The 13937-nt window shown below is 64.4% G+C and carries 15 protein-coding genes; 3 read left to right on the forward strand and 12 right to left on the reverse strand.

The genetic code is table 11. The features are described 5' to 3' along the window. Positions 1-14 precede the first annotated feature (14 nt). Complete coding sequence (locus tag RM190_RS20730) at positions 15-1388, forward strand: GntP family permease (RefSeq protein WP_311761383.1); 1374 nt, start codon at positions 15-17, stop codon at positions 1386-1388. Positions 1389-1392: 4 nt separating this feature from the next. Here RM190_RS20730 and RM190_RS20735 read toward each other — a convergent pair whose 3' ends face one another. Both RM190_RS20735 and RM190_RS20740 read right to left on the reverse strand, forming a co-directional pair. Further along, on the reverse strand, positions 1393-2523 hold the full coding sequence (locus tag RM190_RS20735; protein WP_311761384.1) for a carboxylate-amine ligase: 1131 nt from the start codon (positions 2521-2523) through the stop codon (positions 1393-1395). Between the two features lie 63 nt (positions 2524-2586). Next, positions 2587-3261, reverse strand: a complete 675-nt coding sequence (locus RM190_RS20740; protein ID WP_311761385.1) for an ArsR/SmtB family transcription factor — start codon at positions 3259-3261, stop codon at positions 2587-2589. Between the two features lie 72 nt (positions 3262-3333). Between RM190_RS20740 and RM190_RS20745 the strand changes: the two genes are divergently transcribed. Together RM190_RS20745 and RM190_RS20750 are read left to right on the forward strand one after the other, a co-directional pair. Then, a complete protein-coding gene (locus RM190_RS20745; RefSeq protein WP_311761386.1) occupies positions 3334-3660 on the forward strand; it encodes an NIPSNAP family protein in 327 nt (108 codons plus the stop codon). Further along, positions 3657-4007 carry an antibiotic biosynthesis monooxygenase family protein gene (locus RM190_RS20750; protein ID WP_311761387.1) on the forward strand — a complete coding sequence of 117 codons (351 nt, stop codon included), beginning with the start codon at positions 3657-3659 and terminating at the stop codon, positions 4005-4007. Before RM190_RS20745 ends, RM190_RS20750 begins: the two co-directional genes overlap by 4 nt. A gap of 52 nt (positions 4008-4059) precedes the next feature. On the opposite strand, the gene RM190_RS20755 is transcribed toward RM190_RS20750, so the two are convergent. The 10 genes from RM190_RS20755 to RM190_RS20800 all read right to left on the reverse strand — a co-directional run bounded on the left by RM190_RS20755 (position 4060) and on the right by RM190_RS20800 (position 13855). After that, positions 4060-5022, reverse strand: a complete 963-nt coding sequence (locus tag RM190_RS20755; protein ID WP_311761388.1) for a dihydrodipicolinate synthase family protein — start codon at positions 5020-5022, stop codon at positions 4060-4062. A gap of 156 nt (positions 5023-5178) precedes the next feature. Continuing rightward, on the reverse strand, positions 5179-5886 hold the full coding sequence (locus tag RM190_RS20760) for a GntR family transcriptional regulator (RefSeq protein ID WP_311761389.1): 708 nt from the start codon (positions 5884-5886) through the stop codon (positions 5179-5181). A gap of 63 nt (positions 5887-5949) precedes the next feature. After that, a complete protein-coding gene (locus tag RM190_RS20765) occupies positions 5950-6978 on the reverse strand; it encodes a trans-3-hydroxy-L-proline dehydratase (protein ID WP_311761390.1) in 1029 nt (342 codons plus the stop codon). A gap of 15 nt (positions 6979-6993) precedes the next feature. Further along, positions 6994-8697 (reverse strand): cis-3-hydroxy-L-proline dehydratase, encoded by a 1704-nt coding sequence (gene lhpI, locus RM190_RS20770; protein ID WP_311761391.1) that lies wholly within the window; start codon positions 8695-8697, stop codon positions 6994-6996. Then, on the reverse strand, positions 8694-9695 hold the full coding sequence (locus RM190_RS20775; RefSeq protein WP_311761392.1) for a 4-hydroxyproline epimerase: 1002 nt from the start codon (positions 9693-9695) through the stop codon (positions 8694-8696). Before RM190_RS20775 ends, lhpI begins: the two co-directional genes overlap by 4 nt. Before the next feature lie 3 nt (positions 9696-9698). Further along, the gene (locus RM190_RS20780) at positions 9699-10934 is read right to left on the reverse strand and encodes an NAD(P)/FAD-dependent oxidoreductase (protein ID WP_311761393.1); all 1236 of its coding nucleotides are present in this window, start codon (positions 10932-10934) and stop codon (positions 9699-9701) included. A gap of 4 nt (positions 10935-10938) precedes the next feature. Beyond that, a complete protein-coding gene (locus RM190_RS20785; RefSeq protein WP_311761394.1) occupies positions 10939-11661 on the reverse strand; it encodes an amino acid ABC transporter ATP-binding protein in 723 nt (240 codons plus the stop codon). After that, complete coding sequence (locus tag RM190_RS20790; RefSeq protein ID WP_311761395.1) at positions 11654-12307, reverse strand: amino acid ABC transporter permease; 654 nt, start codon at positions 12305-12307, stop codon at positions 11654-11656. Before RM190_RS20790 ends, RM190_RS20785 begins: the two co-directional genes overlap by 8 nt. Positions 12308-12319: 12 nt before the next feature. Further along, positions 12320-12985 carry an amino acid ABC transporter permease gene (locus tag RM190_RS20795; protein WP_311761396.1) on the reverse strand — a complete coding sequence of 222 codons (666 nt, stop codon included), beginning with the start codon at positions 12983-12985 and terminating at the stop codon, positions 12320-12322. A 66-nt stretch (positions 12986-13051) separates the two neighbouring features. After that, positions 13052-13855, reverse strand: coding sequence for an ABC transporter substrate-binding protein (locus RM190_RS20800; protein WP_311761397.1), 804 nt, complete (start codon positions 13853-13855; stop codon positions 13052-13054). Between the last annotated feature and the right edge of the window lie 82 nt (positions 13856-13937).

The raw sequence follows: 13937 nt of genomic DNA on the forward strand, positions 1-13937 counted from the left end.
AAAAAGGGCCGGAAATGTATGATATTGCGGTGATCCTTTCCTGCCTTTGCCTGTTGATGCTGCTGGCTTTTCGCGGCGGGAACATGGTGTTGCTGGCCCCGGTCATGGCGACGCTTGCCGTCCTTGCGGCGGAACAGGGTCGACTGCTTGCAAGCTTCACCCAGATCTTCATGCCCGCAATGGGCGAGTTCATCATTTCGTTCTTTCCACTGTTCCTGCTGGGCGCGGTGTTCGGCAAACTGATGGATACGACGGGTTCGGCCCGTGCGCTGGCCCATGGCATCGTGCGCTGGCTGGGACCAGAGCGGGCGATCCTTGCGGTCGTGCTGTCCTGCGCGGTGATGACCTTTGGCGGCGTGTCGCTGTTCGTCGTGGCCTTTGCCACCTATCCGGTTGCGGTCGGGCTGTTCCGGCAGGCCGACATTCCCCGCCGGCTGATGCCTGCGACCATCGGGCTGGGCGCCTTTACGTTCACAATGTCGGCGCTGCCGGGATCCCCCTCGATCCAGAACGCGATCCCGATGCCGTTCTTCGGAACCACGCCCTTTGCCGCGCCGGGATTGGGGCTGATCGCGGCGGCGATCATGTTCCTTGGCGGTTGGCGCTGGCTGGAATGGAAGGCCGGCCGCATGTCCGAGGGTTTCGGAGCAGGCGATCCGCAAGAGGACGGCGAAGCGCGACCGAACCCGCCGCTTGTCCTTGCTGCCTTGCCTTTGGTGCTGGTGCTAATCCTGAACGCGCTGTTCACCTGGGTTCTGATCCCCCGGATGGATACCTCGTATCTGGCGCTGCCGGTCTATGGGGAGACGACGGTCGAGGATCTACGGGGGATCTGGTCGGTGATCGCGGCGCTTGGCATTTCCATCCTGACCCTTCTTGCGATGAACCTGCGGCATCGCAGGCTGGTCGTCGCCGCGCTTTATCAGGGGGCGGACGATTCACTTCAGCCGATCTTCAACACTGCAAGCCTTGTCGGTTTCGGCGCCGTGGTCGCCTCGCTGTCCGGGTTCCGGTTGATAACCGAACGAATGATGGAACTGGGGACCGAAAATATCCTGGTCTCTCTGGCACTTGCGGCCAGCTTCCTTGCCGGTCTGACCGGATCGGCCTCGGGCGGAATGTCGATCGCGCTGTCGACGCTGGGTGATAATTACCTGGCGCTGGCCGAGGCGCGGGGCGTGGCGCCCGAGCTGCTTCACCGGGTCACGACGCTGGCGACCGGCAGCCTAGACACGCTTCCCCATAACGGCGCGGTCATCACGCTGCTGACCATCTGCGGGGTGACCCATCGCCAGGCCTATGGCGCGATGGCGATGGTCTGTATTCTGTTCCCGGTATTGGCCTTGCTGGCGGTGATCCTGCTGGGTTCGGTCTTTGGCAGCTTCTGAGCCGCTATAGATCGGCGCCAAATTCCTCGATCAGATGCATGACGACCGCGCGATGCGCCTCGTCACGGCTGGCGCCGGCGGTGACCGCGGCGTTGAAGATCGCGCGCTGGCGGTCGGAGGAATTTCCGAGCGCCACGATGTCGCGGACGCGCGCGGCTGCGGGCTGGCAGTTCAGGCGGTCGGCATCTTCGGCGATCATGGCAAGCCAATCCTCGGCAATCTGGGTGAACGGCTGGATGCGCCCGGCTCCGAAATCGATCAGCCCCTCGGACAGGCCATAGCGCAGCGCGCGCCAGCGGTTCTCTCCGATCAGGAAGTTGTCATATTGGCGCCAACGCTGGTTTCGGCGCGACAGGCGCAGCAACATGCGCAGGGTGGTCTGGATCAGCGCGGCCATTGTGATCGTGTCGGAAAGACGTGGGCAGGCATCGCAGATCCGAGTTTCCAGCGTCGGAAACCGCGCCGATGGGCGCAGATCCCACCAGATCTCACTGCTGTCCTCGATGATGCCCAGATCGGTCAACGTCTGCGAAGCTCGTTCGAATTCGTGCCAGCTGGTGAAATGCGGCGGCAGGCCGGTGCGGGGATAGCCGCCAAAGACGGTCGTTCGATACGAGGCAAGGCCCGTATCCTCGCCCTGCCAAAAGGGGCTGGATGCGGAAAGTGCAAGAAGATGCGGCAGGAAGTAGCTGAACTGGTTCATCAAATCGATACGCGTCGCCGGGTCGGGCAGGCCGACATGGACATGCATCCCGCAGATCAGCATGCGCCGGGCCATGCCGCGCATCTGGTGCGACAGGCGGTGATAACGCTCCTTGTCGGTGCGGCCTTGTTCGCGCCAGTCGGCCGAGGGGTGACACGCGACCGAAATCGGGGCCAGTCCGAATTCCCCGGCGTGACGGGAGATGGCGCGGCGCAGTGTCGCCAATTGCGCCCGCGCCTCGGTGATGTCCGCCGCGACCGGGGTGCCGATCTCGATCTGGCAGCGCAGGAACTCCGGGCTGACCTGATCGCTCAACTCGGCCTTGCAGGCCTGCATCAGGGCGTCGGGCGCGTCGCTGAGATCGCCCGTCGCGGCATCGACCAGCAGATACTCTTCTTCGATGCCAAGGGTCAGGTCGGGAAGGTCGTCCATATTGCCTCCATCCGTCAGGTTCACTGGGACAAGGCAGATCAGGGCGTCTTCGTTCCCGCCGCGTCAGGCCAGCCAGTCCAGGAAACGGCGCTCTCCCTCGGCCGAAAAGCGCAGCACGCGCGAGCCGGGAAGGCGCTTTGCCCAGCCCAGATCCAGGACCCGCTGCAGGATCATCTTGCCAACGGTTCCCGCCAGATGTGGACGGCGCTCGCTCCAATCCAGGCAGGCGCGACATGGCGGCCGATTGCTGCGCGGCAGATCGTCCCGGCGCAGTCCGATCACCGCCAGCCGGTGCCAGCCTTGCTCGGTCACGTCGGGCTGGCCCGATGCCTGCGACAGCGCGCCTTCGGCGCCAAGCCGGTCGAACATGGCGACGCCCAGCTCTCCGGCAAGGTGGTCATAGCACAGGCGCGCTCGTCGCAATGCGGGATCGTTCGGCCCGGTGCGCAAGGGCGGCGCGGCGTCCGAAGAAAACACCATCAGCGCCTCAAGCAGCTGAGCGACATGCGCGCCTGCGAGACTGAAATACCTGTGTCGACCCTGGGTGCGCAGGACCAGCACGTCGGCATCGGTCAGTTGGGACAGGTGGCTGCTGGCTGTCTGGCGGGTGACGCCGGCGATGGTTGCAAGCTCGGTCGCCGTCAGCGCACGGCCATCCATCAAGGCCAGCAGCATCATGCTGCGGGCGGGATCGCCGACCAAAGCGGCAATGCGGGCAATGTCCGGACCTTCGCGCATGGTTCGATGCTAATCGAAGCATCGGGCCCGGGCAATCGGCTAGGCTGTGGGCATCAACAGGAAAGGCCAACCATGATCACCTGCATCATCACCTATGACATCGACCCGAACCGACGCGAACTTTTCGACGAATATGCCCGGAACTGGGGGCAGGCGATCCCGCGAAGCGGCGCGGATCTTTTCGGATATTTTTCCCCTCATGAGGGCTGCGCCAGCACCGCCTATGGGATCTACTCGCTTCCCTCGCTTGCCGATTACGAAGCGTATCGCGCGCGTCTGGCTGCCGACCCGCTGGGGCGCGAGAATTACGACTTTGCCCGGCGCGAGGGATTCATCCGGCGGGAGAGCAGGCTGTTCCTGCGCCGAAGCTCGGCCCCACATGGAAAGCAAGCAGCATGATCGCGGTAATCTTCGAGGTCGTCATCAAGGACGGTCACCGCGACGAGTATCTGGATTTCGCCGCCGCATTGCGACCCGAGCTTGAGCAGATCGACGGCTTCCTGTCGATCGAACGGTTCCAAAGCCTGACGACGCCCGGCAAGCTGCTGTCGCTTTCGTTCTGGAGGGACGAGGATGCGGTCGCCCGCTGGCGCGCCTTGCCGCAGCATCGTGCCGCTCAGGCGGCCGGGCGCGATCATGTGTTCCAGGACTATCGTCTGCGGGTTGCCGCCGTGCAGCGGGATTATGGCATGGCGCGGCGGGACGAAGCGCCTGAAGACAGCAGACAGGCCCATCAGGCCCACTGATCTGGTACGCAGGATTTGAAAGGGGCCGGCATTGCTGCCGGCCCCAAGGGCATCAGGCTGCGTTGGCGCGAACTGCGCCCGGCAGTTTCGACCAGTTGGCATACCAGGTGTCGAACAGCTTCAGCTGCGCTTCGGCATAGCCGCGCTGGCTGTCGGTCAGGGCGTCGTCCTCGTTGAAGTGCAGGACGTATTCCGGGTTCCCCTTCAGCACCATCATGTGCTTGAAATACAGGACCAGGTCCGGGCCTTCGTCGAACGAGGACAGGATGGCGAGCGCGGCCTCAAGCTCCAGCGCGCGCTGACGTGCCTCGACGTCGCCCTGTGCGGCAGCCTTGCTCAGCGCCACCAGATGCAGCACCTCGCGCGGCAGCACGCAGCCGATGCCGGTGATCGCGCCGCTGGCGCCGCAATTGACGTAGCCGTGGAAGACGCAGGTATCGACGCCGACCATCAGTGCGACTTCATCATCGCGGCTGGTGATGTTTTCGGCTGCATAGCGCAGATCGTCCGGCCCGCCGAATTCCTTGAAACCGACAAGGTTCGGATGTTCGGCGCGCAGGGCGAAGAACAGGTCGGCACGCGTGGCGAAGCCGTAATAGGGGCTGTTATAGATGACCGCAGGCAGGTCCGGCGCCGCAGCAAGCACGGCCTTGAAGTGGTTGCGCTGCGCCGTGATCGACGGGCCACGCGACAGAACGCGCGGGATCACCATCAGGCCCTGTGCGCCGACTTTCTGGGCATGGGCGGCCAGAGCGACAGCCTTGGCCGTATTGATCGCGCCAGTTCCGACGATCACCGGAACGCCAGCGGCAACCAGGCGGGCAACGCCTTCCATCCGCTCTTCGTCCGAGATCAGCGGCCAGTCGCCCATCGAACCGCAATAGATCACCGCCGACATCCCGGTGGCGATCAGTTCCTTGCCCTTGCGGACCAGCGCATCGAAGTCGGGACGGCGATCCGCGGTGCAGGGGGTCATCAGCGCCGGCATGCAGCCGGAAAAGATCTGGGCGTTCATCAGGGACTCCTGTTGGCTATGGCATCGAACGGCGGCAGGGCGCGACAATGCGTCCCGAATCGCTTCCGGTCGACTGTTAGAATACCGTTTGTATTTTTTATGTCGACAACTTTTCGGCGCATGCGGAAACTCGGCGCATCCCTGCCATTGATGGGGTCAAAGAGAGATCTGTTGGCGTCGGTCGCGCGAGAACATCTGCTGGATCTGCAGCACGATCTGGTCGGCATGCTGCTTGGCCAACCGGTCCGCGGTGGCAATGTCACGCGCCTCGATTGCGCCGATGATGTCCTGGTGCTCGTCGACGAAACGCTGGGGCAAGCGATCGTTATAGGATGAGTAATAGATCCGCAGGATCCGGCGTCCCTCGTCCAGCAGGCGGCAGAACAGCCCTGTATAATAGGGGTTGCGCCCGGCCTCGGCGATGGCTGCGTGGAATTCTCGGTTGGTGGCGATCATGGCCAGAGCATCCTGGGCGTCGACCGCGGCAGCGAACTCGGCCTGGCGCGCGCGGATGATCTCAAGATCCGAGGCGCTGCGATACTCGGCCGCCAGCCGTGTCGTCACCCGATACATCAGCGTCAACGCATCGAAGAATGTGTGCAGGTTCAAGACATCGATATTCGACACCACGGTCGAGCGGTTCGGCAGCGTCGTGACCAGCCCCTCGCCGGCCAGCCTGACCAATGCCTCGCGGATGGGTGTGCGCGACATCGACAGGCGCTCGGCCAGCTGGATCTCGTCGATCGGGCTGCCCGGAGGCAGCACCAATCCCAGAATGTCGTCGCGCAGGATGTCGTAGACCAGCTTGGCGCCTTCGCCGCGCTTGCGTTCGGAAAGGGCGCTCGATGCGGGTTTCTTTGTCATTTTGGGCACTTTCATGGCGACGAATATGCTGGTCGAAAACTGGCTAAACCAAGGTCGCAGCCGCTAGCGCGCGCCCCAGCTGTCCGTCAAGCGATATCCTTCGGGCCAGGGGTCCGAGGGGTCCAGCATGTGTTGGTGAATTCCCGTGATCCAGCCCCGGCCCGAGATTTCGGGAAGGATCGCCGGGGTGTCCCCGACCGAGGTGGTGCCAAGGATCCGGCCGCCGAAGGTCGATCCGATCAGCGACACCGTGGTCAGGCGGTCGTCCAAGCCCATCTGGCCCCGCGCGTGCAGCACCGCCATGCGGGCCGAAAGCGCGGTCCCGGTGGGCGAGCGGTCGACCTTACCCGGCTGGATCGCGACCGCCGCGCCGGCGCGCAGATCGTTTCCGTCGCGCTGGACCGGCCCCGCGAACAGGCAGAACGAGAAATGCCGCCAGTCGGGCAGCGTCGGGTGGCGGAAGGACAGGGCCTTGTTCGCCGCATCCGTGATACGCACGCCAAGCCGGGCAATGTCATGGGCTTCATCAGCCTGCAAGGAAAAGCCCATCGCGGCCGCGTCGACGATGACAAAGCTGTCGCCGCCAAAGGCCGTGTCCACGGTCAGCGTTCCCAGGCCCTCGACCTCAAGCGCCTGGTCCAGCGGCCCGGCGAAGCTGGGCAGGTTCTGGACAAAAATCCGCTCGGCCTTGCCATTGTGGCACTCGGCGCGGACCCGAACCAGACCACCGGGCGCTTCAAGAACCAGATGCGTCTCGGGCTCCTGCATCGGGATCAGGCCGCCATCGAGCAGCACGGTCGATACGCAGATCGAGTTCGAGCCGGACATGGGCGGAGTGTCCTCGGGCTCCATGATGATGAAGGCGGCATCGGCCTCGGGGTGGCGGGGGGGAACCAGCAGGTTCACGTGCCGAAAGACGCCGCCGCGCGGCTCGTTCAGAACAAAGTTGCGCAGGCGCCCGTCGCGGGCGATCCACCGGCTCTGTTCCCACACCGTTTCTCCGGGAGGGGGCATGACGCCGCCCACGATGACGTCGCCGACTTCGCCTTCTGCATGAGCAGAGATAACGTGGATTGTCTTTGTACTGCGCATGGTTGCTGTTTCTTCCTAGAAAGATTCAAATGAATTTCCGCGATGCCCGCCAAGCCATTCTGGCGGTCCCGCAGGCGCCCGTCCTGTCAGGGCGGCCGCCGCGCAATCGGCCATGCTGCCAAAGCGGATGGCGCGGCCGGACAAGCCGGGTCCGTAATGGGCGTATTTGCCGGAGTTGGTCATGACGGTCCGGGCGGCGGGGGGAAAGACCGGCTCGGTGATCGAGCACCAGCACAGATCCGGGATCACCTGCACGCCAGCCGTCTCAAGCCGCTCCAGCGCCCCGTCAAGGCGGAGTTCCTCGATGATCTGGCGTCCGGCGGTGACGATGACCGGGATCGACGGACGATCTCCGTCCAGCGCCATCGCCAATGCGCGGCATTCCGTGGCCGAGGCATGGGGACTGCCGATGGCGATCAGGTCCACGTCCTGCGGCCCCTTATTCAGCAGGTTCCATGCCCGCGCCAGATCCTCGGGACCGATGTGGTACTGGTCCGCATCGGCGGCAACAGGGCCGGCCTCGGGCGTGACACCGTCGATATGCAGCATGGGCGCGGCGGAAGTGGTGCCAAAGGCCGCGCAAAGCGCCTTCAGATCGTCGGACGTCGGAGACAGCGCCGCAAGTCCTCGCAAAAGCGGGATACGGTCAGGAGAGGTCAGCCCGGCCAGATAGCCCAGCAGCGGCCAGATTGCGTCGTCATGGTCCGGGGGCGGCGCGATGTCGATCACGCGGCGGGGCAGGCGGCCTTCGTCCAGATAGACGCCCGTCAGCGGCGCGCGCCCGGTGACCGCCATGCACAGGTCCAGAAAGTCTGGATGCTTGGGCGAACGCGCGCCCAGCACGCTATTGGCATAGACGACTGCGTTCGACTCGGCCCATGCGATGGGTTCGGCAAGTCCGGGCCGATCCTCCAGCAGATAGGGTGCGCAGGTAAAGCTGGGCCGGCAACCCATGCGGACATAGGCATCCGCCAGCCGCGAGGCCTGGTTGCCAAAAACCGGCGGGACGCCTTGTTCGTGCCAATGCTGTCGGTCGACCGAAATAGCGTTGATCGTGGTGGGGACCCGGACCCTTGCTCCCAACTCGTCCATCTTTTCGGCGAAGATCAGGTTCGCCGGATGGGCCAGAATGCAGCCGTCGATATGCCCTCGGGAAATGTCGGTCAGCCGCGTTGCACCCTGCTGCCGCGCCATTGCGCAAATGATGCGCATGGAAAGCGCCGCCGCCTTGCCGTCGCGCCCGTCAAGGATGGCGCGGTCATCCTCGGTCAGGCTCAGTGAGGTATCGCGCGGCGCCAGGACGGGCATGCGGGTTCCGTCCGCGACGATTTCCCCTTCGCGGATCGACAGCCGGGGCTGCGCAGCCAGCCGGGCAAAGTCGCCCTCGGCAACACGCAGGACCGGAAAGCTGCGCCCGAACATCTCGGCCCCGATCAGGCTGCCGAGCGTCAGGATGTCCTCGGGTTCGGAAAAGATCAGCGCAGCCGGGGCATTGCCCTTCAACAGCAGGTCCAGCACCACGCCAGAGCCGGAGCAAGAGCCCCGGCTGGTCGGCATCATCACCACCGCGCCCGCAAGGCAGGCACCGTGCAGTGGATGATGCGCATCGATCACGCGCGCGGTCGCCGGGTCCACCCCGCCCCAGAAGCTGAGCCCCTCGGTCATCGCGAGGACGGGCCCCTCGGCATTGCCGGGCAGGATGGACAGGGCCGCGGTCATTTCACGACGAAGCCATGCGCAAAGGGATCGCGCTCGTCGATAAAGATGGTGTTGTAGCCGGTCATCCGCGCCCAGCCCGCGATCGAGGGGATGATTGCGGGACGGCCCGCCACGGTGGTCTCGGCCTCGACCCGGCCCTTGAAGATCGAGCCGATGATGGATTCGTGCCAGAACTCGTCCCCGGCCTTCAGCTTGCCCTTGGCGGCCAACTGCGCCATCCGGGCCGAGGTGCCGGTCCCGCAGGGGCTGCGGTCGATGGCCTTTTCGCCATAGAACACAGCGTTGCGGGCATGGGCCCCTTCGACCGTCGGTGCGCCGGTCCATTGGATATGGGACAGGCCGTTGATCTCGGGATGCTCGGGATGGACGAATTCGTATTTCGCGTTCAGCGCCGCGCGCAGCTTCGGCGACCAGCCGACCAGTTCGGTTGCGGTGTGATCTGCCATGTCGCGGAAGTTCTTCTGCGGCTCGACGATGGCGTAGAAATTGCCGCCATAGGCCACGTCGACGACAATCTCGCCCAGCCCCTCGACCTCGGCTGTCAGGCCCTCGGCGTAAAGGAAGCCGGGGACGTTGGTCAGGCGGACTTCCTCGACGAAGCGGCCTTCCTGGCGATAGGTGATGTCGACCTTGCCCGCGGGTGCGTCGATCGACAGCTTACCCGGTTCGCGCGGCTGGATCAGCCCGTTCTCGATTCCCATGGTGATGGTGCCGATGGTGCCATGGCCGCACATCGGCAGGCAGCCCGAGGTCTCGATGAACAGGACCGCGACGTCGCAATCGGGTCGGGTCGGCGGATAGAGGATGCTGCCCGACATCATGTCATGGCCGCGCGGCTCGAACATCAGGCCGGTGCGGACCCAATCGAATTCGCGCAGGAAATGGGCACGCCGCTCCAGCATGTTCGCCCCTTCAAGGCGGGGGCCGCCCCCCGAGACAAGGCGGACGGGGTTGCCGCAAGTATGCCCGTCGATGCAGGAGAAGGTATGGGTCGTCATGGCTTAGAACCTTTGGGGCGAGAAGGGGGTAAGGTCGATGGCGGGGGCGCGGCCCGTCACCAGATCGGCAACAAGGCGCGCGGTCCCGGTGGATTGGGTCTTGCCCAGGTGGCCATGCCCGAAGGCATAGATCACGCGCGGGGTGGCGCGGGCGCGGCCGATCACGGGCAAGCTGTCGGGAAGCGAGGGGCGGAAGCCCATCCATTTCACGCCGCCTTCGGTCCGAAGCGCGGGCAGGAAGGTTTTCGCCTTGGCCAGCATCGCATCGGAGCGCTTGAAGTTCGGAGGCAGGTCCAGCCCGCCCAGCTCCACCGCGCCGCCGACGCGGATGCCGGTCGAAAGGTTCGTGACGACGAAGCCGTGACCGCCGAAGGTGATTTGGGTGCGCAGGTCCAGCGCGCCGGGCGGCAAGGTGGTGTTGTAGCCGCGCTCTGTCTCAAGCGGGATCTTCTCGCCCAGGGACCGCGCGACGCGGTGCGAGAATGCTCCGGCCGCCAGAACGACATGGCTGGCGCGACGGCTGCCGTCGATCTCGACCCCGCCCTCCACTGGGCGCAGGGAGGTAACCTCCGCCCGCTCGATCTCTCCGCCAAGGCTGCGGAAGTGATCGGCCAAGGCCAGCGTGTAAATCCGCGGGTCATCGATGGAGAACCATCCAGGGGTGAAGGTGCCCTTGATGAAGCGCGGCGCGATGCCGGGCTGGATCGTTGCCATCTCGGCTGCGTCCATGTGCCGGAATTCGATGCCGTGGCGGGCACGGATCTCCCATCCGGGAAGGGAAGCCTGAAACTCGGCCTCGGATTCATAGACTTGCAGATTGCCGTTCTTGCGCAGCATCGGCATCGTGCCCGATGCGGCGAGGAAGGGTTCCAGTTCCGACCGCGACAGGTCCATCAGCGCAGTTTGCGCCGCCGTCGATTGGGCGACGCGGGCGGGCGAACAGGCCCGCCAGAACCGATACATCCAGGGCAGGATCCGCATCGCATAGGACGGCCGCACGGTCAGCGGACCCAGCGGATCAAGCAACCATTTAGGCGCCTTCCTGAGAATGCCGGGAGAGGCGAGCGGCAGGATGTCGGTAAAGGCGAAGGCGCCGGCATTGCCGGCCGAAGCGCCGGCAGCCGGTCCTTCGCGGTCAAGGACCAACACCGTCAGCCCACGGTTCTGCAGGGCGATCGCGGCCGAAAGGCCGACGACACCCGCGCCGATGACGGTTACGTCGTATTGTGGTTGCATCATTCTCTCAATGCGTCGCGGCCAGGAACTTTTGCAGCTCCGGGTCTTTCGGTGTGCCGAACAACTCGGCCGGGGGGGCGATCTCGGCAAGAACGCCCTTGTGGAAGAAGGCAACGCGATCAGATACTTCGCGCGCAAACTTCATCTCGTGTGTCACGCAGATCATCGTCATGCCTTCCGATGCCAGCATGCGCAGCGTATCCAGAACCTCGCCCACCAGCTGCGGGTCCAGTGCCGATGTCACCTCGTCGAACAGCATGTATTCGGGCGACATGGCCAATGCGCGGGCAATGGCCATCCGCTGCTGCTGTCCCCCCGACATGCGCGAGGGATAGACTTTCAGCTTTTCGCCAAGGCCGACATGGGTCAGCTGCTTGACGGCAATCGCCTCGGCCTCGGCCTTTGGAATGCCCAGCACCTTGCGGGGCGCCAGCATGACGTTTTCCAGCACGGTCAGGTGGGGAAAGGCATTCCACTGCTGGAACACGATCCCGATCTTCTGGCGCAGCTTGTTCAGGTCGGTGCCCTTGGCATGAACCTCGGTCCCATTGACCAGGATCTTGCCGGAATCGATCGGCTCGAGCCCGTTGATGCAAGTCAGAAGCGTCGATTTCCCAGACCCCGACCCGCCGATCACGGTGACGACTTCACCCTTTTGCACGGTCAGGTCGATGCCCTTCAGCACTTCCAGCTGGCCAAAGGATTTGCGGACGTTCTGGATCTCAATCATTGGGGGACCACCGTTTTTCCAGGTACCCGCCAAGCCGGGCAATGGGGAAGCTGAGAAGGAAATAGATCAGGCCGCAGATCGACAGAATGAACAGCGGCTCCTGCAGGCGGGTGACCAGAACCTGGGATGCCCGCAGCAGCTCGATCAGGCCCAGCCACAGGACAAGCGAACTGTCCTTCATCACGCCCAGCGTCAGGCCGATCCACGAGGGAAGCGCGATCCGCGTCGCCAGCGGCGCCACGATAAAGCGCATGTCCTGACCCCAGGTCATCCCAAGCGAACGTGCCGCGCGCCGCGTCGTTCCGGGCACCGCGTCGATGGCGCCCCGCACGATCTCGGTGCAATAGGCGGCGGTGTAAAGCGACAGGATCACGCAGGAGGTGGTGAAGGGCCCCCAGCCCAGCTTGGCGATGGACTGGAAGGCGTTGCCCAGCACAAGCTGGATCAGCAGCGGGACTGAACGGAAGATGTCCAGCACGAAGGTCAGCGGCGCGGCCCACCAGGCGCCCAGCTGGACGCGGACGACGCCGAACAGGATCCCCATGACGGTGCCCGCGGCGACGGAAACTCCGGTCACCGCCAGCGTCATGCCCGCGCCCTTGGCCAGGAACAGCAGGTCGTTCGCTGTCATTGCAGTATCAAACATGCGTTCCTCCCTTCAGTAGCGGAACATGCGCCAGGCGATCAGCCGCGCGCCAAGGGTGACGACCTTGGCGATCAGGTAATAGATCGCGGCAGCAAGCGCGAAGAACTCGAAGGTGCGGAAGGTCCGCGCGTTCAGTTCCTGCGTGATCCCGGCCAGGTCCGTGTTCATGCCGACGGTGACGCCCAGCGAGGTCATCAGGATCGCCCAGACCATCTGGTTGGTGATCGGCAGGAAGGCGATGCGCAGCATCTGTGGCAGCACGATCAGGCGAAAGGCCTGCAGCGCGCTCATCCCCAGCGAGCGTCCGGCGCGGGTCTGGGTGTCGGGAATGGCCTTCAGCGCACCGCGGAAATTCTCGGCCAGGTAGCCCGCGTTGTTGAACGCGATCCCGACCAGCAGCGCGGTATAGGGGCTCAGATGGATGCCGAAGCTGCCCAATCCGAAATGCGCCATGTAGATCTGGAAAAGCGCCGGAGTGTTCCGCGCCACCTCGACCCAGGTTTTTGCAACTCCGCGCAAGACACGGCTGCCCGAAAGCCGCATGAGGGTCAGAAGCAAAGCGCAGGCAAGCCCGATGGCCATTGACAGCAACGCGATCTGAAGCGTGACCAGCGCGCCTTCGAGCATTTGCGGCAGGGCGCGCAGCGCCTGGTGCCAGTGGAAGGTATAGTTGAACATCAGCGTCCCGCCTCTGATCGAGGGCCGCCGGCGCGGCAGGGCAGCGCCGGCAACCGTTCCGTCATATCAGCGGTAGACGTTCGGCACCGTCAGGTCCGGCAGATCGCCACCCACCCACTTTTCATACAGTTCGGCATAGCGGCCGGTCCGCACCTGCTGGTTTACGAACAGGTTCAGGTAGTTGATCAGGCCGTATTCCTCGCGGTTGGTGAAAAGCGCGACGTAGTCGGTGTCGAAGGGCGCCTTGCCGACGACCGAGATGCCGGGGAAGTTGCCGGTCTTGACGTTTGCCTGCGCCACGGTCGAGGTCGAGACGGTGGCGTCGATCTGGCCCTGGCTCAGTGCCAGGAAGACATCGGCCTGGGTCTGATACGGACGGAATTCGCCCGAGCCCCATTCCTTGACCTGCTTTTCAAGCGCGATCGCCTCGAACGTGCCCGCGGTGGCGCCGACGGTCTTGCCCTTCATGTCGTCAAAGGACTTGATGCCCGACTTGTCGTTCGAGGTCACTGCCATCTCGAAGGCGAAATAGGGGACCGACATACCGACGGTCTTGGCGCGCTCAAGCGTGTCCGAGGTCGAGGCGACGCCGACATCGACGCGGCCCGACATCAGCGCGGGAATGCGCTCGGGGAAGGGTGTCTCGACGATCTCCGCGGTGACGCCCAGGGCGGTCGCAAGATCGTTGCAGTAATCCACGTCGAAACCCACGGGATTGTTGTTCGCATCGCGCGCGCCCATCGGCGGGAAGTCCAGCACGACCGCGCAGCGCAGCGTACCCGAGGCGATGATGTCGTCCAGCTTGTCGGCAAATGCGGGTGCCGCAAGAGCCGTCGCCATCGCGGCCAGCGCGAGAACCGAGGATTTCATGTCTTCTCTCCCATATTGGTGTGTCGGATCACTTTGGACCGATTCCGTTCAATTTGTATCTGACCAGTCGGAGCGAAAATCA

This window comes from Paracoccus broussonetiae (assembly GCF_031854425.1).
GTDB classification, from domain to species: Bacteria; Pseudomonadota; Alphaproteobacteria; order Rhodobacterales; family Rhodobacteraceae; genus Paracoccus; species Paracoccus broussonetiae.